This is a genomic window from Ruegeria atlantica (assembly GCF_013032505.1).
In the GTDB taxonomy this organism is placed as follows: Bacteria; Pseudomonadota; Alphaproteobacteria; order Rhodobacterales; family Rhodobacteraceae; genus Ruegeria; species Ruegeria atlantica_F.
Map to the genome: position 1 here is coordinate 159,857 of NZ_WQCG01000002.1, position 23,273 is coordinate 183,129.

Sequence of the window (23,273 nt, forward strand, 5' to 3'; positions counted from 1 at the left end):
AATGACAGTTAAGAGGTGGCCCATGTTTGCAAGTCATGATGGTTGGCCAGGAACCGATCATCGGCTCCCGTTTCCAACCCTTCGCACTGCGCGAGCTTTTGGATCAGACGGTATTCTCCGGGCTCGGTCACAATCGCGCGCTTAATTCTTAGATCGTGCTTCGCTCTGGCGATTTCGCTGATCAGACTTTGCGTATTGTCCGGCTCACTCAGTTGAACGTAGCGCACGGTCCACCCGTCCGACTTAAGTTCCGCCGCGAATTGGCGCATGGCGGAAAGAACGAAAGCAATCTCCTTTTTTGTGATGTCGCAGGTAACAAGCTTCTTCCATGACTTCGGTCATCAAGCTTGTGTCACGCTTCCGATCACCCGCGCGCAGCGGTATTCATTGAGAGTTGATCACCAAGCACAGCAATCAAGGACGAGTGTTGTGTGCAGGAAAGGGGCTCGGTCATGAGACAGAGGTCAAGGCTGTCGTGCTATAAGGCGACCCTACCAATACAGCATCGTCTCAAAATGTCCGAAAAAGTTAAGCGTAGAACCTTTCGCCAAGTTTCTCTTTTTCGGTTCACGGCTCAGAATCGACTTTGGGCAAAAAGCGCGAATTCCCGCTTTGAAGGCTCAGACTGGCCTGATTGTGTCTGGATGGGAATAAATAGTCCGATGGCAAAAGGATTGGCGGGCTTTTGGAACTTAAACGCGAGTCGTCCAAAGACGTGCTCAAACGAACCTTGTTGCATCCTCCTGCAAATTTTTACCAAGTTTTCAATGCCATGCAGATCAGAATGCCAGTTCATTCGACCAAAAGAGACTCTTTGATGCTGCCATGGGCAGCCTGCAGTCGACAGCCAGAAAAGCATACAATACGCTTGTCTACATCGAATTCGTTTGTTTTGCCGATGTATTTGACCTGAGGGGTCGTAGCGCAAATTTCGTAGGGCAATTGTCAAAGACGCAACCTATTTTGCGCTGTTTGCTACGATAACCCCCTTTGGTCGGTTTAAGGGGTTGATATGTTAAATGGTTCTGCCGTCAGGTCTTTGCGCTCTTTGAGGTTTGATCCTGCGCTGGACCTCTATCAAAGCATGCTTCGCGTGTGCGCTATCGTACCAGACAAGGTCGCGCTGATCGGTGACGAGCGGGAGTACACGTACGCGGAAATTGCAGATGCCGCTGATCGAATTGCCCTGCATTTGATGTCAAAGAGTGTTTTGCCGGGCGACAACGTGGCGATGATCATGGATCGCACGCCCGAAGCAATCCTAACCATGTGCGGTATCATGCGTGCGGGCGGGACCTTTGTGCCATTGGACCCAGCCTATGACATAAAGCAAGCAGGGTACGTTATAGCGGATTCCAAACCATCCGCTATCCTGTGGGAGGAGCACTACAAGCCCATTGCCGATGAACTGAATTCGAACCAGGTTGCCAGTCTGAATGCGCTCGACCTATTGAATTCTGATCCCGATGAGAAGCGTGACTTTCCGAACAGAACTGGTCTGGATGCGTGTTACATAATGTATACGTCTGGATCGACCGGACAGCCAAAAGGTGTTGTGTTACCTCATCGGTCCATCGTTCGGCTCGGATTTGACCAACCAATCGGACAAGTTCTTCCCAACGACATAACGTTGGCGAGTTCGACCATTGCGTGTGACGGTTTCACTTGGGAAACATGGCCCGCGCTTTTGAACGGAGGGTCGGTCGCAGTTGTGGCCGAGCCCAAGCCGGCATTGGACAAGCTTGCCGCAACTATTTCCCGTCATGGTGTAAGTGTCGCCTTCTTTTACACCGGAATGTCACATCTGCTGATCGAACATCACCTTGATGCGCTAAGCAGTTTGCGCCGTTTTGGTGCGGCGGGTGATGTGCTGTCCCCTTCACATGTTCGTAGTCTGAAAGATGCGCATCCCGGAATCGAAGTCATAAACGGTTACGGACCCACAGAAAACTCCGCCCTAACCACGATGCACGTCGTTACCGAAGCGGACCTTGTTGGTGGTACAATTCCGATAGGCGTGCCGACTGGTCACTGCGACTGTTTCGTCGTGAACGAAAACCATAACGAACTGGGGGCCGGAGAGGTCGGGCAGCTAGTTGCCGCGGGACCGAGTGTGGCACTTGGCTATCTCAACAAACCCGAACGGACGGCCGAGTCCTTTATTTCAGATCCGCGCCCGACTCACACCGGACAAGTGTACTTGTCAGGAGATCTGGTCCGGCGGCGCGACGATGGTGTCTATGAATTTCTAGGGCGTGTCGATCGACAGGTAAAAATTGGTGGTCGTCGCATTGAACTGGACGGAATTGAACATCACCTACGTGAATTGCCGATGATTTTGGATGCTGCGGTTACTTTGACCAAGGCAGATACTGGTGAAAAACGCATAACAGCCTTTTTGAAACCGTCAGGCGATATGCCTGCTGATAAACGCGCCTTCGTCCGCGAGGTTATGGCCGAACTCGGGAGAGCCTTGCCGGAGGGCGCCCTGCCTCGGACGAACCGGGTTGTGGCAGACTTTCCATTAACCCCAAGCAACAAGATCGACCGAAAAGCGTTGGTCGACAGCGTCGAATCGAAGGACTTGGAAAGCAACGGCAACACTGGGCCAATTTTCCAATCAACCCGAACTCCAATATTCCAATCGACCCGTAAACCGCTAGACGCTGCCGAGATCGCACGAACTCTTGCGAAGATTTATGATGAGACATTGGGTTGCGGAGAGTTGGCTTCAGACGCAACATTCTTCGAAGCAGGGGGAACATCTCTGCAACTGATTGGCGTTCATGCGGAAGTGATGAAACGTTTAAACGTACGGTTCGACATCACACTCATGTTCGAAGTCCCGCGTCTGGGCCCTTTGTCCGAGGCAATCGCCGCGATCGAAATGAGTGGAAACGAGTCGCTGTCATCTCAGGAGCCAGAACAAGGAGCTCAAGAACGGGCTGACCTGAACTTACCTGAGAATGCAATCGCAATTGTGGGCATGGCAGCCAAACTGCCCGGGTCACAGTCTCTTGATGAGTTCTGGGAGCACATTCAGAACGGCGACAATATGATCAAGCCATTTTCATCGGGCGAACTAGAAGATAGCTTCACGCCGGAACAACGTGCATCGGACAGTTTTGTAGCGGCCCGCCCGATCCTTTCGGATGCAGGGATGTTCGATGCCAAGTTTTTTTCAATGCACGCCCGTGAGGCGGCAACTATGGACCCGCAAGCCCGTGTGTTCCTTGAGATTTGCTATCATGCCTTGGAAAACAGCGGGCACGATCCATGGCGGACACGCATGCCGGTGGGCGTATACGCGGGGTCGTCGTCGACCACATATCTGATTCAAAACATATTGTCCGACCGTCAAGCAGCCGAGGCGTATATGTCGAATTATCAGACCGGTAAGATTTCTGAACTTACCGGCAATATTGGCGATTGCCTGGCAACTCGGGTGTCTTACAAGCTGGACCTGCACGGTCCTGCGATGACAGTACAGACGGCGTGTTCGACGTCGCTGACCGCGATTTCGCAGGCATTGTTGGCATTGCGCGCGGGCCAATGCGACATGGCTTTGGCGGGAGGCGTTTCGATCACCTTTCCCCAAAAGCGCGGGTATATCGCGCAAGAAGGTGGGTTGTCGTCAGATGACGGCACGTGCCGACCGTTTGACGCTGAAGCCAGCGGAACGGTTTTCGGGCACGGTGCCGGCGTTGTTGTATTGCGCAGACTTAAAGATGCCGTAGCAGACGGTGATCACATCCATGCGGTTATTCTGGGCTCCGGTATCAATAACGATGGTGCCGACAAAATATCTTACACGGCACCAACGGTACGCGGTCAGGCGGATGCAATTCGCCGAGCGCACAAAGATGCTGCAATCGAACCTAAAAGTGTGACTTACGTCGAATGCCACGGAACCGCGACACCTCTCGGGGACCCTATTGAAATTAGTGGGCTGCGTCAGGCGTTCGGCGAAGCAGCTGTCGAAGGGGGCTGTGCACTCGGGTCTGTCAAAGGCAATATCGGTCATCTGGATGCGGCTGCCGGCGTAACCAGCGTAATCAAAACAGTGCTGATGCTGAAACATCGCAAGATTCCTCCTGTGGCAAACTTCTCCAGTCTGAACCCTAGAATAGAACTGGAAGGTACTCCGTTCCGGGTTCCGAGTTCCCTCTCGGATTGGGTGTCGGATGGACCATTGCGCGCCGGTGTCAGTTCTTTCGGAGTGGGGGGGACCAATGTCCACTTGGTGCTGGAGGAGGCGCCGCAAATAGTGCAGGACGCTGAGACTGCTTCCCTTCAAACGGTTGTCATTTCGGCGAAGACGCCGGAAGCCTTGGCCGAGATGAAGGGTGACTTAGCGGACGCCTTGGAGAACCCCAACGCGCCGAGACTGGCGGATGCGGCCTATACCTTGCAAGAGGGACGAGCCGTTTTTGAGTACCGTCAGGCTGTCGCGGGCTCGAATCCTGAAGAGGTCGCCAAAACCTTACGCGCTGCACCCGCTATCCGTAAGCCTGCGATGCGGGGCAAACCAACTGTAACATTCATGTTCCCTGGTCAGGGATCTCAGTACCCGGGCATGGGCAGCGGTCTGTACCAAACCGAACCTGAATTTGCGCAGTGGATTGATAAAGGTGCGGAAATATTACGCCCGGTTCTTGGCTTAGACGTAAAGACAATGCTGTGTTTCGCAGACGCCAGTGACCAGGACCTCGCGCGTGCGTTGCGCGAAACCCGCCTGACTCAGCCAGCGTTGTTCTTGACCCAATACGCCTGTGCAAAGCTGTGGATGGCTCGTGGCATAAGCCCAGCGTCAATGATTGGCCATTCGGTTGGCGAGTTCACCGCCGCCACGTTGGGTGGCGTCATGGATTTTGAAACCGGGTTGTCGATCATCGCGAAACGAGGCCAACTGATGCAGGATCAGCCAGGCGGTGCGATGTTGTCCGTTAGAGCACCGATTGAGGCTCTGGATGATTATCTGGATGATACCGTCGATGTCGCCGCGCGCAATGCGCCTCGTTTAAATGTATTGGCCGGAGACTTTGATGCAATTGCGTCGATTGACGATCGACTGAAAGAGGCCGGTATTCCGTGTACACGTCTTCACACTTCTCATGCGTTTCATTCACGCATGATGGACCCGGTGTGTGAAGGCCTGTTGGAAGCGGTCACTCAAAAAACGCTACAACCAACGAAAATTCCATATGTCAGCTGTGTAACGGGCGATTGGATTTCCGAGAATGAATGCACAGACCCGTCATATTGGGCGACCCAGGCGCGAGCAGCGGTGAATTTTGCGGACGCGGTTTCGACACTCGTGACCGAAGATCCAGCCGCGTTGCTCGAGGTTGGCGCTGGGAACACGTTATCTGCGTTCAGCACCCAAACATTGCCGCGGGATGCCTCGATTGCGGTGATACAGTCTTTGCCGGATCACACCCGTCCAGAAACGGATGAAGTCGCGATGGCCGCTGCAATGGGCTGCCTGTGGGGATGTGGCGTCGATGTAGACTGGAACAAGCTGGGTCCGCGCGGAAACCGGCGCGTACCTCTGCCAACTTATCCATTCCAACGCAAACTGCATTGGGTCGATGCGCCAGCGCCTTCCATCGGAGCAGCAACTTCCTCGTCACCCGCACCGACCACGGCAATCGTAAATCCTGTTTCAAGTGTAAGTGAGTTCTCTTCTATGCCGACATCCAATTCACAAGAACAGATTGAGCGCAAGCCGCGCCTGATCAGTGAGATTCTAGCCATTTTGAGCGAAGTTTCTGGTGAAGATCTGGGGCCAGAAGATGCACCGGCAACATTTTTGGAACTTGGGTTTGACTCCTTGTTCCTCGGACAGGTCACCCAAAAATTGAATGCTGATTATGGGATCGATCTGACATTCCGGCAACTAATGTCCGACTATCCGTCCGCCGAGGCGCTCGTTGATTACCTGGATGAAAGCCTACCCCCCGAAACGGCTGTTCCCTCGGTTGAACCGGAGGCCACACAAAAGGTCACGCAAAGCGCTACGCAACCAGCGGCTCCTGCGGTATTGACACCATCAGTTGTGCCCTCCGCGCCGATTGGCGATGGGTCAGTCGCTGCTGTCATGCAGGCGCAGGTGGCTGCTATGCAGTCACTTTTTGCACAACAGCTTCAGGCTTTGTCTGGAGCTCAGACGGCGGCACCTACTGCCGTGGCCAGTACACAAAAAGTCGAGACAGAGACTAAACCTGCAATTCCTGCGCTGCCCAAAAATGCGGCAAGCAAAGGCACCTTTTCGATTGGACGTGCAACCAATGCAGGCGGCGGCGACCTTACGTCCGAGCAACTGGCCTTTGCGCGAGACTTGGCAACCAGTTACAGCCAGCGGCACGCCAAATCCAAAGAGTATGTACAGACCTACCGGTCTGTGATGGCCGACCCACGCACGGCAGCTGGGTTTCGCGCTGAATGGAAGGAGTTGGTGTTCCCGATCGTATCCGATCGTTCCAAAGGTGCGCGCCTGTGGGATATTGATGGTAATGAATTCATAGATCTGGTCAGTGGCTTCGGGCCAATAGCTTTTGGCCATTCGCCGGACTTTGTAATTGATGCTGTATCACGTCAGATGGAACGTGGCTTTGCAATTGGACCGCAATGTGACCTCGCCGGCCCAGTTCTGGAACGTTTTGCTAAATTCGTAGGTCATGAGCGTGCTACCTTCTGTAACACCGGGTCTGAGGCTGTGATGGCAGCAATGCGCATTGCACGAACGGTAACAGGTCGCGACCAGATCGTAGTTTTTGGCAGTGACTACCATGGCCAGTTCGACGAAGTATTGGTTAAAGGCAAGTCACGTGGTGGCGACCCTGCGGCTCTGCCGATTGCACCGGGAATTCCGCGCTCGAGCCTGTCCAACATGGTTGTGTTGCCGTATGGCGCGCCAGAAAGCATCGATTGGATTCGCGAAAATATTGGCTCAGTCGCTGCTGTTGTTGTCGAACCAGTACAGAGCCGAAATCCAAACCTGCGCCCTAAGGAATTTGTGCGTGAACTACGCCATATCACAAGCGAAAGCGGTGCGGCCTTGGTCATGGATGAAATTGTGACCGGATTCCGGGTTGGTGCCCGGGGAATGCAGGGCGAGTGGGATATCCAGGCCGACATGGCAACCTACGGCAAGGTAATCGGAGGCGGTATGCCAATTGGCATGCTTGCAGGTTCAGCCCGGTTTATGGATGCACTCGACGGCGGCATGTGGCAGTTCGGTGATGACTCGGTCCCGGAAGTTTCTCCAACCTTCTTTGCAGGAACGTTCGTTCGTCATCCGTTGATTGTTGCCGCGGTGGACGCAACGCTAGAACATATGGGCACCAATGGGTCCGATCTTTGGCAGCGCACGGCCGCCCGGACAGCTGATGCAGTCGGCAGGATGAATGCCATTCTTGTAGCGCGCGGGTTACCGCAATTGGTCGAAAGCTATTCAAGCTGGTTTGTTCCAAAACTAATGGACTTCGATCCCAATGCCGCCCTGTTTTATCCGCTCATGAAGATGGCCGGTATCCATGTTCAGGTCGGGTATGCCTGCTTCTTTACGACTGCCCATACTGAACAGGACTTCGATGCGGTTGTGAACGCGTTTGAACAATCCGTCGATGCGCTCAGAAGCGTTGGTATCCTTGTCGGCGACGGAAAAGCCAAACCCGTCGCTACAACGCCGGTAGCCAAACCGCCAACCGAAGGTATCCCCCTGACCGAAGCACAGCGCGAAGTTTGGATGACCAGTCAACTAGGAGAGAAAGCGTCGTGCAGTTTCAATGAAAGCGCCTCGTTCCGTCTAACGGGTTCATTGAACCAAGACGCCTTACAACGGGCGCTTAACCGTGTAATTGAACGGCATGATGGGTTGCGTCAGGTCTTTGCCAAAAACGGTGAGACGTTCAACATTGTCGATCCATTCGAACTGCAGCTTACGCTTCATGATCTGAGTGACAAAGAAGACCCAGAGGCTGCGTTGGCCGGCATTGTGCACGAAGACTCTTCGATTGAAATCGACTTGATTTCGGGGCCTCCCATACGGTCTTTCGTTGCACGGATGTCGGCGGAAGAACATGTTCTGATCATCAATGCACACCATATCGTATGCGACGGCTGGTCATACAACGTACTGGCTTCGGACCTGGTGGCATTTTACAAAGAAGAGGTTTCGAGTACGCCGGCGAACCTTCCACCGGCACCGTCTTTCGCCGCCTATGCCGCCACTCAGTCCGGTAAAAATGTGCGACCGGCGACGCGCGCCTATTGGGAAGAACAATATTCAGAACCTACTGAATTGCCGGATATACCAACCGATCATTCTAGACCTGCAATCAAAACATTCTCCGGTGCGACTTGCACGGCGCGCATATCGGGAGATGTCGCGTCAGCGGCACGTAAGGCCGGTGCCGCGCAAGGTTGTACGCTGTTTGCAACGCTGTTTGCCGCGTTGCAGATCGTATTAGGACGGCTGACCGGGTCTCATGATCTGGTCATAGGTGTGCCAACCGGCGGGCAGGCCTTGCTGGACAACAACGAAATGGTTGGTCACTGCGTCAATTTCCTGCCGATCCGCGCCGTTCAAGACCCGAATGCTTCGGTTGCTGACTTTCTGACGCAGGTACGTGATCAGGTAATGAATGCATTTGACCATCAGGATTATACCTACGGAACACTTGTTCGCGATCTGAATATCGAGCGCACGTTGAACCGGTTGCCGCTCACAGAAGTGCAGTTCAATCTGGAACGACTGGGCGAGGTCGTAGATATGGGCCCGCTTAGCATGACGTCGGCACCCAACCCTAAAACAGCTGTGAATTTCGACCTGTTCTTTAACGTGATCGAACGTCGCGACGGTCTGCGAGTGGATGTCGATTACAACACTGACGTTTATAACGAAGACACGGTGATGCGTTGGATGAAGTACTTTGAGACAGTTCTTTCCGAACTGGCAGAGGATTCCGCGCGCCCTCTAGCTAAGGTTAACGTTCAGCCCGCCGACGAGCTCGAGTGGATGCTGGAGACTGTGAATCGAACGAGCGAGGCATTGCCACAGGCGACAACGCTCGACAGGCTAATTTCGGAAACTGCCAAAACTTATCCAAACGCGATCGCAGTTGAGGATAATCTGGGACAGCTCAGCTATACGGAACTTGACCGGCTAAGTGATGCGGTCGCCGCTGACATCCAGGCCCTTGTTCGGGGTTCCGGCGGCCGGATTGCCGTGGCCATGTCTCGGTCATCACAATGCCTGGCAGCTTTGCTCGGCGTTCTGAAAAGCGGCAACGCTTACGTGCCGATTGATCCCGCTCAACCCGCTTCGCGGCTGCGCATGATACTTGAGACGGCAGATGTTTCTGCTGTCCTGCACGATCAGGCCAATCTACCCGAATGCGCTGAAGGTCTTGATCTGCCTGAGCTTCAGATGAGTCAAGTAAGAGCGGGTGGCATTCCTTCGATCATCGCAGATAGAGTTGATCCAACGGCGTATGTGATGTTCACCTCGGGTTCTACCGGTACGCCAAAAGGGGTTGAGATCGGCCATCGCTCGGTGATCAACTTCCTGACGTCTATGGCGGACGAACCCGGTTTCGACCCGCAATCGGTAATGTTGTCAGTGACTACAACGATGTTTGATATCTCGGTTCTGGAACTGTTCCTGCCGTTGCTGCAGGGTGGTCGAGTGGTTATCGCGGCACAAGAAGACGTTCTGGACGGGTTCCGATTGGTCGAACGTTTGAAGCGTGGCGATGTCACGCATATTCAGGCCACGCCTACGCTGTGGGGCATGCTTCTTGAAGCTGGGTTACGGCCTGACAAAGGTTTGACCATGTTGGCGGGCGGTGAACCCTTGCCAGCCGATCTCGCAGAGAGGTTGATGGAAAGCGGCGCCGATCTCTGGAACATGTATGGCCCGACCGAGACCACGATCTGGTCTGCTGTTTCCAAGGTTCATTCGGGCGAACTGATTACGATTGGTCATCCCATAGCCAATACTGAATTGCATGTGCTTGGTCCTGACGACCAGCCGTTGCCAATCGGGGCTGAGGGCGAACTGAACATAGGTGGTACAGGGTTGGCCAAGGGGTACTTCCGACGCGACGATCTAACACAAGCAGCATTTCGTGAAGTGTCCCTGAACGGGCACCCACGTCTTTTGTATAAGACCGGCGATGTTGCCCGTCGTTTGGTCGACGGCACAATCCAAGTGTTGGGTCGCAATGATGGGCAGATCAAATTGCGCGGTTTCCGCATCGAGCTTGGAGAGATTGAAACGGCAATGCGCGCGGTGCGCGGCGTTCAGGCGGCCGCCGCGACTTTGCGTCCTTCGCCGCGTGGAGACAAGCAGCTGGTCGGATATGTCGTTGCCGAGCCAGGACATGACCCCAAACCGGAAAGCCTGACTACGGCTTTGGCCGACCGGCTGCCGCACTACATGGTGCCGACTGCTTGGGTATTCCTCAGTAATCTGCCCAAAACCGGCAACGAAAAATTGGATCGCAAAGCTCTGCCTGATCCGGATGTCGTTGCTACAGTCACCGCATTGTACACTGAGCCCAGTACGCCGACGGAAAAGAAAATGGCAAAAATCTGGGAAGACGCTCTGGGTATCGATCAAATTTCAACGTCGCAAACCCTTTTTGCGTTGGGCGCAGATTCCTTAACAGTATTCCGTATTGCCGCGCGCATGATCGATGCTGATTTGAACGTTGAGGCGAGGCACCTATTGGAATACCCCTCAATTGCGCGCCTTGCCGCATTTGCTGACAATCGGGTAGAGGAGGACAGCGCACCGCGCAAACCTTCGCTGAAATCCTATCGTCGCGGTGCCCGACGGGGGCTATAAGCGATTTTCGGAGCCACCCGGATGCGAAACGGGTGGCCCTGATATCTTGATCCGGCGTTTTACGGATCCATCGCCATTTGGGCCTGTCGGTGCGATTTCGAAATCCACCGTGTCACCAGATTGCAATTCCAATCCAATCTCGGGCAAAGTATAGCCATCGTTTGTGACCTCGGCCTCGTGAACAGGTGTTCCGTTGTGCAAGACAGACAGGCGCGATGGTTCGGTCTCTGAGGAGGCTTTCCACTGCCCATTCACTATAAATTGACCATCCATTTGTGCCGTAAATCGTTCTATGGCGGTATAAGGATTGCCATTGAACCGCGCGGTCGTCACGCCGTCGTCAGTGATGCGAAGAGGCGAAAGATCAGGTGCGCCGCGGTAGCTCGGCCAATACCAATCGATGATTTCCAACGGAACCAGACCGATGCTGGGGCGTCTGGCAAAGTAGCTCCATGGTGCCTGATTGAACTGGTATCGCGTGTCCGCGTGTACTGTTTGTACTGACAACTCGACTTTCAGATTCTGTCCAATGATCAGAATTGGCGAATCTGTCAGAGTGTTCACAGGATCAATGGGGCGGCCGCGAGCGTCAAAAAACTCAGCCACTCCTTTCACTTCGAGCACGCCGCTGCCCCACGCGACGAATGCTTCACCGTTCTTTCCAAATTCGTAGATCCGCGCTGGTTCAATCGTTTCGCGTGCGACAGGACGGCCGAATGGCAGGAGCTCTCGCTGTAGAAACTCAAATGAGTCAGCTGCGGGTTTTCGTTTTTCAGCGTTTTGCGTGCGCAATCCCATGTTGGGCCACCAAGGCTCATCCAGCAACGCATACCAATACGCGTCGTTTATCCCGGATGCCGCCATTTGTGTCACCATCAAGACCATGTAATCAGGTGCATCACTCTGATCTTCAAACCAATTGCCGAACTCGGTTACGTAGATTGGGCGCTCTCCACCGTATTCCTGCATCAAAGCCTTCAGACGGTTCAGTTCTGGCAGGACGGTATTGGGGTTGTCGCGATAAGGATGAACAGAAATCGCATCGCAGGCTTGCAGGCCGCCCTGACGAAAAAACTCTCGATAGAACCCGATCGCAATTGTGTTTAAGCCGCTGCAAATGATCTTGGCTTCGGGATGATCTTTCTTCAGGCGCGCGCGTACCGTTCGAACCAGTGCAGCCAGATATGCCGGTGGGTTCTGGGTAAATGGACCTCTGATAAAATCGCTCGAGTTGAATTCATTCCCGATTTCGATCTTTAGATTATCGACTCCATAGTGGCTGATAATGGCGCTTACCCAGGCGGCGAAACCTTCGCGACCCTCCTTACTGTGCGGCGTATCGCCGTTGTCGTACAAAGGATTCCTGTCGGTGATGACGATAAGCGGTACCATACCTTTTTCAATCAGGGGCAACATGTACTTGTCCGCGACCGCAAAGTTGTAAACGCCTGGCCGTTGTTCCGCCGTGGCCCACCCAATCTCATCACGAAGGTGCCTTGCACCCAGATCTTGCGCCAGATCGAGGGCGGCTCTGCTCCATCCCTGTTCCAGATGCGTTTGTACGCCAAGATTGAACTCATCTTCGTCGGCGATGGCTGAACCCGCCAGAAACACAACTGAGATCGCAAGATTCCACTTCATTCTGCGCTGCTCCAGTCCATCACGATCTTGCCGCCGGCAACACTCAGATGATGCATGCCTTTGACACCAGGTCGATCCTTGGGCGTGAACTGCCGGATAAACCGCTCCTCGTAATCTTTTTCGTCAAGCTTGATAATTTCCATGAGGTTCAGGCCAAAACCGTACACGCCATGACTGTTGTTTTGCGACGGCCGAAATAGCCGATCCCCTTGCCGGATGATTGCCCCTGCATTTCTGGCGCAGTCTGACCCAAACACGACAGGATTTTTTGGATGAGGTTTGATCGTTTTGAGATCCGGGCCATCGACCTCAAACAGATACAGTTCGCTGGAATGATCCTGAAAAGCAAAATGATCAGATAAGTTGGTAATCAGCCACCACCGCCCATCATCCCCAAGATACATGCTGGAATCTGCTAAGTACTGACCCTCGAATGCTGTGGCATGCAATTCCCATTCTTCTGGAAATTTGGTGCAACGCCATATCTCAAGGCGTTTAGCTGCCTGGGTTTCGGGCATCATAAAGATAGAGTCTCCCGCCCGAAACACGAAAGGAAAGGAAAGGTGATAAGTACACTTCAACGCGGTAACGGGTTCGGTGAGACAGTCTCCTTCCAGACGCGCCACCTCTATGCGACCATTGATATCTTCGGCATTCATGGCTTCGAAAAAAACCCACTGTTGCCCTTGATGCTCGAACAGGAAGGGATCGGCCATTATGCAAGACGATCGCGGCAGGCCTTTTGCCTTTCCTGGATGAAACCCCGAGACCGGACCGGATGAGCTACCAAGTTGCCAAGACTCTCTGATTTGTCCGGCTCGTGCAAGGCGTTCAGATTTCAGTTTTTCTGACACGTCACTTACAAGGTTGAATGCATAGACGAGAGAGGATTCAAAGTCAGGTTTTGCCTCGGTAGCCTCGGGAAGCTGCCTGGCTTCAGGCACACTGCGACGCTCTGCCAATTCATTCATTGCATGGAACAGAAAGAGGATCGACTTTTCAGCTACAAACGCTCCCGTCAAAACACTACCTGGTTTGCGGTTGTAGCTGGTTTGCCGAAAAACACGTTGAGTTGGGTCTTCGTAGGATTTCGAATGGATTTCGACTTGGACATGGGGGGCGCGGCGCGCTCCAGTTGTCATGCCAGCCTTGAATGGGTCGCTCATACCGCCAAATGCAATTGCCCATTCTCCGAAGCGGAGCTGGGCCAACTGATACTTTGTCAACGAAGCTGGACCAAGCGCAAGCGCAAGGTCAGCCTGATCTTGGGTAACCGGGAGAGTGCTAAGGAAATCTGCGGCAGCCTGAGTATCATAAGGCAGAATACGTCGCGCAGCCAAAACCTGTTCGGCCCGCATTAACAAGCGCATCAAAAGTGTTCCTGAACGGTCCCGCCGATCAATTCCGCCAACAATCTGACCCGTAACTTCAAACCGGGGATCACTTCGCAATCGGTCGATCAATATCGCTTGCCAATCCTGCAAGCCAAACAGTCCCGAGGGTGTTACCAGTGCAACTTTAAGCTTTTCATATTGCACTGTTGCTCTCCAATCGGCGTGCCTTCGCATCGAAGACTTCGGATATCCGGCCAAAGCCCGATCGCATGAGGGAGTCACCATGCCAGCCATTCACCGGATAGACAGCTGTGTCCGCCGAAAGCAGCTCCGACCAACCCAATACGCCATCTTCAGGAACCATCGCCTGAGATCTTGTGATAAAAAGAACAACTTCGCCGTCATATGGTTCAAAGCTGTAGGCCCGCGTTTGGCTTACTAAAACATCCACGGTTTCGTCGACTAGCGTTTCGGTTGGAGACGCCGGCGGTGCGAGCTCTGTGGCTTGGAGAAAGCGCTGTGCAAAATCGTTTTGACCGAGGAGATCTGTTGTACTGATCTTTCCAGACCACCGTAGACTTAGGTAGTACCGAAGCCTGCGCATTCTAACGGTCCATTTATCGCGTATGCGTTGAGACCGTGAAAACTTGCCAATTGCGCCGGGGGCCCAAGTGTCAATCATACCAACACAACGCACCCGCTCGCCTAAAGCAGTTAGTTGTTCGGCTAGCCGTAACGCGACACGACCATCGACGCAAAGCCCGCACAAAAGTATGTCCCGCCCTGAGTATCGGTCTTGAACAATTGATGCCGCTTCTTCAATCGCCGGGTCGAATCCGGCTTGAGACAGTGCATTGAGCTGCGCCCGATCAGCGATACCGATATTGGCAACAGCGCAAATTGCTCCGATCTCTTTGCCTAGTGATTGGTACAGGAATGGTTGATTAACCGTCAGCAAGATGGGCGCGGTTTCAGGTGCGGATTTGAGTTCGGCCAGAGACCAGATTGAATCGGGCGTCGTTTCGTCTCGAGGCGCTGGATGCTTTGTTACAACAGGTTCGGTCTGTCCCAGTAGATTGGCTAGCCCGTCCAGAGTCGGATCATTCAAAAACGCGTGCAGGCTTGGTCTGGTTTCGAAAGTCTCTCCTACGCGCGACAACATTTGCAAAGCCAGTACGGAATAGCCGCCTAGATCAAAGAAATCTCCGTCGACGTGATCAACAGGCAGCGCAAGAATGTCGGACCACAAGGAGGCCAGTCGAGCTTTGACGTTGTTCGGGGACGGTGTTGGCTTTGCAAGTGACGTAAACCCATTCAGATTTAGCGGAGGGTTTTTTACCTTAGTGGGTCGATTTGCTGCTATCGCTGAGGTCGGAGCGGGGTCGCGTCGCATTAAGGCTTGGAACACCTCGAGCAAAAGGTCAGAAAACGCCTGAATAGTGGACTCGTCAAACAGGTTGGCATTGTAGTCTATCGCCAGACGCCATCCCGAATTTCGACCTATTATGTTCACATTGAGATCGTAGAGCGTACCAGGTGAGTGTGATTGAACCGAAACCAGTTCTACATCGCCATATTTTCTTTCGTTTAAGAAAACGCGCTGAAGGTTAAACATGATCGAAACCAACGGGATACGTAACGGGTCACGCGGTGGGTTTAGTACCTGAACCAGCTTATCGAAAGGCAATGTCTGGTGTGCCAAAGCGCCATTTACGACCTCACGAGCAGCGCGACCTTGATCGATTACTGATCTGCTTGCGTCAATGTCGAGACGCATGACGATGGGGTTAGTGAAAATCCCGATCAGTGGTTCCAAATCTATTTCTGTTCGGCCTGCGACCTGGATGGCAAAGCTTACATCATTGCGGCCAGAAAACCGTTCTAGCGCCGTGCTGAAAGCGGAAACGCCCAGGGCAAAGACTGAGGTATCCAGCTCTCTTGCGGTTTCAGAAAGGTTGGTTTCGAAGTCCTGCGGAAGTTCCCTTGCAAAGGACTTGGGCAGGGGCTCTGAGGCCGCACGCGGTCGATCAAGCGGCAGTTCGAAATATTCCATGCCACCGAGGGTTTGCTTCCAGTACTCTTCCTCTTCATCCATGGCGCCGCTCTGTTCGTAATCAGAAAGCCACATAGAAAAGTCACCGTATTGCAGTGTTAATTCTGGCAGATCAGGATCAGTACCAGTCTGCAGCGCTTCGAGGTGTACGCCCAGTTCATGACCCAGAACACCGATTGAGTATCCATCGAACACGCTGTTATGTACCGAAATCAACAGAGCTGCGCGTTCCGTTTCCATTGGAACCATCGCAACGCGAAAGAGACAGGGTTCAGATAGGTCGAATGGCTGTTCTGAATGTGCAATGGCAATCGAGTTAATCCGCTCTGCGCGATCGGCTTCGGGGACATTTAGGATATCAACGAGATCGAGTTTGAATTCCACATGTGCGAAGACTTCCTGCACAGGCTCGCCGTTTTGTTCTACGAAACGTGTTCGAAAAATCTCATGCCGGTCGATGATCTTCTGGAACGCAGTTTGAACCATGTCGCTGGTTACCGGTCCTCGCAATTCCCACCGTACGGCTAGATTCAGTCCCTTATTACCGGGGTGAATCTGCTCCATAAACCAGCACCGTTTTTGGGTAACAGAAGTGGGAAAGGTTCCGACTATCTGCTGCTGCTTCAATGCCTTCATTAAAATCGCTCCGCTAAACCCAATCACCCTGGACGCGGAAAAACGTTTCGCAAGCTACTACGAGCCAAAAAACTCCCGGCATGCGGCGAACAGGGCAAAATGCGGGTACTAATTACACAATCCAAGTTTCTCTGCCGCAGTCGCGCGAGTCAAATAAAACTCGCTAAATACTGCAGGTGCCGTGCAACGAACATAAGTTTAAGCCCGCACTTCGCAACTTACGGGGTTAAACGCTCCTGACAGGGCACAATTATTCGCTATCATGTGACAGTTGTTATTTAGTTGTAAGCGATTCGATGATTTGGCTTAAGGGTTCTGATTTAGCTTCGGCGCGAAATCTCGTGCGTAGCCTGTGCGCTGTTTCCGTTTTTGTAAGCGCAGTGATGGTCGGCGGTATTGGCCGGGCCACAACCCCTGATGGATATCTGATAAACGTGGGTGACGAGCTCGAGTTGGATATTCTCGATGATAATGAACCACCGCAGCGATTTACTGTAGGCCTCGATGGTGAGGTGCAGTTACCTTACATCGGCGGTCTACAGGTATCTTCCATTGCGGTTGGCGATGCGAGGGATTTGATTCATCGCACATACGTTAAAAATGAGATTTTTGTGGACCCCTTGATCGAGCTTTCGGTTGCAAGTTTCCGGCCGATTTCGGTTTTGGGGGATGTTAAGAATCCGGGAAACTTCGACTACCAGCCTTTCATGACTGCAGAACAAGCCGTCGGTTTGGCTGGGGGTCCAGCGATTTCTGCAAACAACGAAGAAGCCCGTGTTCTAGAGCGTAGAAATCTGAAAGGCACCTTGAACAGCCTTGAATACGATCTTGCATTGTTGGCCGCCCAATATGCACGGGCTCAGGCATTGTTGAAAGGTGAGGACAGTTTGAATTGGTCTAACCTGCCGCCAGACCTGCGCCCGGGAGTGAACCGAGAGTTGTTTGACGAACATAAAGCAAGTGAAGATCAGGTTATCACGTTGGAGACGCAGAATGCGGTAACCCAGCATGAGCTTCTGACACAGGCCGTGTCCGAAGCTGAAAGCCAGATCGCCATCCTGCGGCAGCGCGAAGTCGTGCAGCAAAGGATTGTGGATGTTTCTCAAACCGAGCTGGAGAGAATGATTGATCTGGCGGCCCGAGGTTTGATCCCAAAATTTGATGTCCGAGACTTTGAGCTTAAGACTTCTCAGGCAGAAAGCAGCCTGTTGGACCAACGCGAGCGACAGTCCGAGGCATTGGTGCAACTTGCAACTCTCAAGGGACGATTGTCCCAATTCGCTTCGGATCTGGAGCAGAAGCGGCTCAACGAATCCCAGCGGATATGGAACGAGATCAAGAAGCTGATTTCAAATAGAAATTCTATCGAAGATAGATTGGGGCTTTTGGATCAGTGGATGAATGCGGCCTCTGGTTTAGAGAGCGAAATGCTGCTCGAATTCCAAGTGCGCCGACGCGAAGACAACGGTGTTCGCAAGCTACTGTTGCGACCCGGGGACGAGCTTTCGCCGGGCGACTTACTGGTTATCGTGGTGAAGCCACCCGAAACGTTGGGTGAACTACAATGAACGTGCGTAGAAACCCGGAGTCGTCCAACCCGCGCGAAGTGGGTCGCGCTGCCAAATCGAATGCCGGTTTCCTAGCTTACCAATCTATCGACGTGATGTATCTGTTCTCGATTTTACGGGTCAATGCACGATTGATTTCCGCAGCCGCCATCGGGTGCGCCGCAGCGATGTTTATTTATCTACTCTTTGTTCCTCCGACTTACACCGCTTATTCGCAGATCATTCTCGACACGCGCGAAGAAAGTGTATCGCCTGTCGAGGAAGTGGTTTCTGACCTTAATCTGAACAGCTCGGTCCTGGCCGGTGAGGTCGTGACGATGCGGTCGAACGTGCTGATTGGCCAGGTTGTCGACGAATTGGGTTTGTTGGAGCATCCCCGATACGACCCCCGCCAACAGCGCAGCGAAAGCCTATTCGGCCGGGCCAAACGTCTATTGCGCGGAGACGATCCGCCACATGTGGTCGCTGCGCGATTGCCCGAAGAAACGCTACGTTCATGGCTTATCAATGCGGTGCGAGACAATCTGTCTGTAACGCAGATTGGAGTGTCCTATGTGATTGGAGTGAGTTTTCAGAGCACCGATCCGGTACTTGCTGCAGACATAACCAATGCCATCGCAAACCAGTACATTAACAGTCAACTTGACTCGAAAATGGATGCCACATTGCGTGCCAATTCTTGGCTATCTGACAGGTTGGCCGAATTGAGCGTTCAACTTGAAGCTGCAGACGCAGCGGTGGTTGATTTCAAGGCCGAGATGATCGAAATCGCGGATGGCAATGAAGAAAGCATCAGCCAGCTATTGGCCGAACTAAATACTAAATTGGTCGGCAGCTCAACCGAGCGCGCGGATGCTGAAGTGCGCCTCTCTCAAGTTGAGGCGCTACAAAGTCTTGGCGGTTTACGTGCAGTATCAGATGTTGTGACCTCACCGCTTTTGGAAACATTGACCCAGCAAAGAGCGGAATTGACGACAAATGAGGCTCAATTGGCCAGCACCCTCGGGCGTCGGCATCCGGATATGGTTCGAATTAACGCGCAAATCGCGAATATTGACCGATCGATTGATACCGAATTGCGGCGTAGGATCGAAGAAATGCGGGGTGACGTTATCGTGACCACCAATCGAGAGAACGCTTTGAGGAGCCAGATCGCCGTTGTATCTGAGAGGGCGGATTCACTGGCCAAGGCCTCGGTACGTTTAGGGCAACTGGAACGGGCGGCTAATGCCAACCGCCTAGTCTACGAAAACTTTCTTTCGCGCTTCAAGGAAACCAGCGCACAGGCGGATTTCCAGCTTCCAGAAGCGCGTATTATTGGTCAGGCCGAGGTTCCGTCTGTGCCCTCTGGTCCGCGCAAGACCCTGCACATGATCGCGGCCTTTGTTTTCGGCCTTTCTGCAGCTACTGCTTTCGTGTTCTTGCGAAATCTGGCGCGGTCGCCGGTGAACACCGCGGATGAATTGGAAGCGCTGACACAGCGCCGCAATCTGGCTTTGCTCCCATACGTCCGGCATTTTGGGAGCAGGTACAGATGGCTGCGACAAGAACTGTCGGGCGTGGAAAAATCACAGTTCATGGAGAACGTGCGCACCATTCGCACGAGCCTGTTCGGGCTGGGGAAATCCCGTCAGCCCAAAGTAATAATGATTACGTCTTCTGTTCCGGCAGAAGGAAAATCGTCGCTATGTTGTGCTTTGGCGCGGGCAATCAGTACTTCAAAAACGTCCGTCTTGTTGTTGGATGCTGACCTTCGGCATCCGGATGTACGAAAAGCATTGGACCTACCGTCCGACGGGCCGTGTTTGGTAGAATACCTTAATGGAAATGCAAAGATTAAGGACTTACCCATCCGATCCGATCTGGCTGGCGTTGATGTCATTTCACCATCGTCTGAAAGCGCGAGCGCTGCGGATTTGCTGTCGTCTAATTTGTTTTCCGGATTGCTTAGCCGAGTAAGTGCTCGCTACGACGTCATCATCGTAAACGCGCCGCCTGTGCTGTATTTGTCAGATGCAATTCTGCTGACCAAACATGCCGACACAACCCTGGTCGCCGTGCGTAGTGGAAAGACACCGGCCAAAGTGGTGCTTGGCTCGATTGCGAGGTTGGAGGAGAATGGGCAGCAGGTGTTTGGAACGGTGATGACAATGGTACGTCGCCAGGATGTAGCAGCGCGTGATCTTGGGAGCTATTCGTACAAATACAACTATTGATTTGAGTGTTTGTAAGACAGTGATGTTATGAAAGTTGCCCTTGTTCACTATTGGTTGACTGGTATGCGCGGTGGCGAGCACGTGTTGGAACAATTGGTCAACCTATTTCCTCAAGCTGACCTATTCACGCATGTTGCCGATCCAGACAAACTGTCACCTGGGCTCAAAAGCCGTCCCATCCATGAAACATTCATTGCCAGGCTTCCGGGCGCGCGACGCCACTATCAAAAGTACCTGGCTTTTATGCCTCGGGCGCTCGAAGAACTGGATCTGTCGGGCTATGATCTGATCATTTCATCCGAAAGTGGGCCGGCCAAAGGTATCATCTCACCACCGGGCACGCCTCATATTTGCTATACACATTCGCCGATGCGATACATCTGGGATCAGTACGGTGCCTATAGCAAGCGGTTGTCACGGATCGAAAAGATGTATTTTTCGCATCTCGCGCACAGGCTTAGAATTTGGGATGTCAGCACTGCGGCCCGCGTCGACAAGTTTGTGGCCAATTCCAATTTTGTGGCACAGAGAATACGGCGTTACTATCATCGTGACGCACAAGTTGTGCATCCGCCGGTCGATCTTGATGCCTACCACCTACCTGACGAGACCAATAAACGCAGCCACTACTTGTTTGTCTCTGAACTGGTTCCCTACAAAAAGGCGGACTTGGTCATCGAGGCCTTTCGTGATCTCGACCGGCAACTGGTTGTCGTAGGTGATGGTAGCCAGCGGTCCGAGTTAGAGCAGAACCTTCCTCCAAATGTTCGGTTGCTGGGTCGTGTCCCCAGTGCAGACTTGCCGGGTCTGTATCAGACTGCGAAAGCGTTGATATTCCCGGCCGAAGAAGACTTTGGTATTGTCCCTGTCGAAGCCATGGCCTGCGGGACACCTGTGTTGGCCTACGGCCAAGGCGGTGTGCGCGACAGTGTTGTTGAGGGCCGTACAGGCCTGTTCTTCGACGATCAATCAAGCAGTTCGATTGTGGAAACTATTCATCGGTTTGAACGCGCGCAATTTAATTCCAGAGACATTAGCGAACACGCAAGCGGGTTCGGTGCAGAACGGTTTCGGCGCGAATTCTCCAACGTCGTTGACGCTGTCCTTAGTGATTGGGCCGTCTAGGCGCTTCGCTGTTTTTGACCTATTTCAATTCGGCAGGGTTTGCAGGATCAGCGCGGAGGGTTCGTCATTGTCACTGAGAATGGTGATCTCGGTAGATATGAATTCTGTTTCAGAATAGATTGGGCCGCCTGTGTTGGTGTTTCTCGTAAGGCGTGGAAAGCTGGTTCCGGCCACATGCAACCGGATTAGGTGACCAGCTTCGAACTTGTATGCGATTTGGCGCATGTCGACTGTTACTTCGTAGATCTGTCCGGGTGTCATCAGGTCGGGTGCTTCAAATCCATCCCTGTATCGCAACCTTAATGCGCCCTCTTGCACCAATAGTGAATTTCCTTGCGTATCTACATCCGTAATGCGCAAGACGAGGTCGGAATCCGGAGTTGAAATGGTGACTCTTAGCTTTGCCTGGATTGGGCCTGCGACTGTCATTGGCTGTTCCAGCGGTGCGGAGGAGAATAACAGCACATCGTCTCGTGCCTCTATCGAGTTCTGCATTACAGGCCCTTCTAGATCTTCGGGATTTCCAGTGCAGCAAATCGGGCCGCCGATCGAGGGAACAGGGTTTTCGGGGTCGGAAAGAATGTTGCTCTTTAAGTCCGAAATTTCGCTTTTTTTCCAGAGCAAAGACTGATCCGCGCTTAAATACAGGTGCTTTTGAGTTGTGTCGGCAGGCGGCCATTTCTTGGCCTCGTGCCACCGATTTTCGACGAGTGTGAAATAGGTGTAGGCGGGCAGATCAACGACGGGTCCATCCCCCAGATGCCAAGCCAGAAACCGGCTAATGAGATCAACATAGCCGATGCGGCGATCTGGCGAGACCGGTAGATCGCCAACCACGGTGTCGCCGTCCGTACCGAGGTAGTTGCAGTGCGTTCCAGCGCCGATGATGGTCTTTACAGATGCGCCCTTATTTTGCAACGTTTTGGCAAGAGTTAGGCTCGAATCTATCCCGAGATCGTGCCAGGTATCAATGAATAGTGCCGGTACCGAGAACGACTCGTTGCCCGTGATATAGCCGGCGTCCTTCCAGTATTGAGGATTGTCGAAGTTCTGCAAAAAAGCTTCATAATCGGTCTCGTCCGAGCGCAATCGTTCGACAAGGCCGTTGACAGGAAGTCCGTCGAGTACATCGCCCGGTTCAATTGGACGATAGCCAGACGTGGGCGCGGTTTTGCCGCCTTCAGCACCGAACCAACCGACGCCGGCGGCCAGATTGAAGATCCCGCCTTCAAAGGCACTGAAGTAGGCGTTCTTTCCTTCGACCGACCCGATTGCGCCGCCTGCTGCGATTGGAACTATGGCATGAAGGGCTGGATGTCCTTGAGCCGCTAACATGAGTTGGGATTCCCCCAAAGCTGAACAACCCAGCGTTCCAACCCGTCCATTTGACCACGGTTGATTAATGATCCAGTCTAGCGTGGCTGCGCCGTCTGAACCTTCGTTGGGGTATGGGGCAAATGTCCCTTCTGAGCCGTGCCGTCCGCGCATGTCCTGAGCGACCACAGCGAAGCCCCGGCGTGTCAGCTCTCCAACCCAAAACCGCACTTCGCCGTAGGTTCGTTTGCCGTAGGGAAGGCGCATCAAAACCGTTGGGCGCGGACCGGATTCAGCCGGAAGGTAGACATCCGTCGCCAGGCGCACGCCGTCAGGCGCCGTCACCATGACATCCGCAAAATCCGGTGCACCAGCTTGTACCCACCACGCGATTTGATTTCGGTTTTTGTCCAAAAGGGTTTTGCCCAACAGGACTAAACAACCAATTGCAATCACGGAACAGATAACAAGAACAACCTTGCGTTTCATTTAAACACCCTATCGACTTGCTGGGTTCGCCACGAGTAGTTT

General features: G+C 53.2%; 9 protein-coding genes. 4 read left to right on the top strand and 5 right to left on the bottom strand.

What is annotated here, in order from left to right:
- Positions 1–8: 8 nt before the first annotated feature.
- The gene (locus GOW92_RS07985; protein ID WP_438826331.1) at positions 9–305 is read right to left on the bottom strand and encodes a cryptochrome/photolyase family protein; all 297 of its coding nucleotides are present in this window, start codon (positions 303–305) and stop codon (positions 9–11) included.
- A gap of 707 nt (positions 306–1,012) precedes the next feature.
- Here GOW92_RS07985 and GOW92_RS07990 point away from each other — a divergent pair.
- Positions 1,013–10,855 (top strand): non-ribosomal peptide synthetase/type I polyketide synthase, encoded by a 9,843-nt coding sequence (locus GOW92_RS07990; protein ID WP_170559642.1) that lies wholly within the window; start codon positions 1,013–1,015, stop codon positions 10,853–10,855.
- Here the strand turns inward: GOW92_RS07990 and GOW92_RS07995 are convergent.
- Genes GOW92_RS07995 through GOW92_RS08005 form a run of 3 tightly spaced genes read right to left on the bottom strand, consistent with a single transcriptional unit; the run spans position 10,850 to position 16,519 of the window.
- A complete protein-coding gene (locus tag GOW92_RS07995; RefSeq protein ID WP_170559643.1) occupies positions 10,850–12,496 on the bottom strand; it encodes a hypothetical protein in 1,647 nt (548 codons plus the stop codon). The genes GOW92_RS07990 and GOW92_RS07995 overlap by 6 nt on opposite strands.
- A complete protein-coding gene (locus GOW92_RS08000; RefSeq protein ID WP_170559644.1) occupies positions 12,493–14,034 on the bottom strand; it encodes a glucosamine inositolphosphorylceramide transferase family protein in 1,542 nt (513 codons plus the stop codon). Before GOW92_RS08000 ends, GOW92_RS07995 begins: the two co-directional genes overlap by 4 nt.
- Positions 14,024–16,519 (bottom strand): condensation domain-containing protein, encoded by a 2,496-nt coding sequence (locus GOW92_RS08005; RefSeq protein WP_170559645.1) that lies wholly within the window; start codon positions 16,517–16,519, stop codon positions 14,024–14,026. The genes GOW92_RS08000 and GOW92_RS08005 overlap by 11 nt, the downstream gene beginning before the upstream one ends.
- Positions 16,520–16,815: 296 nt before the next feature.
- On the opposite strand from GOW92_RS08005, the gene GOW92_RS08010 reads away from it, so the two are divergent.
- Genes GOW92_RS08010 through GOW92_RS08020 form a run of 3 tightly spaced genes read left to right on the top strand, consistent with a single transcriptional unit; the run spans position 16,816 to position 21,428 of the window.
- A complete protein-coding gene (locus tag GOW92_RS08010; protein WP_170559646.1) occupies positions 16,816–18,087 on the top strand; it encodes a polysaccharide biosynthesis/export family protein in 1,272 nt (423 codons plus the stop codon).
- A complete protein-coding gene (locus GOW92_RS08015) occupies positions 18,084–20,303 on the top strand; it encodes a GumC family protein (protein WP_170559647.1) in 2,220 nt (739 codons plus the stop codon). The genes GOW92_RS08010 and GOW92_RS08015 overlap by 4 nt, the downstream gene beginning before the upstream one ends.
- Before the next feature lie 27 nt (positions 20,304–20,330).
- The gene (locus GOW92_RS08020) at positions 20,331–21,428 is read left to right on the top strand and encodes a glycosyltransferase (RefSeq protein ID WP_170559648.1); all 1,098 of its coding nucleotides are present in this window, start codon (positions 20,331–20,333) and stop codon (positions 21,426–21,428) included.
- A 24-nt stretch (positions 21,429–21,452) separates the two neighbouring features.
- Here GOW92_RS08020 and GOW92_RS08025 read toward each other — a convergent pair whose 3' ends face one another.
- Positions 21,453–23,231, bottom strand: coding sequence for a CocE/NonD family hydrolase (locus GOW92_RS08025; protein ID WP_170559650.1), 1,779 nt, complete (start codon positions 23,229–23,231; stop codon positions 21,453–21,455).
- Positions 23,232–23,273 lie beyond the last annotated feature (42 nt).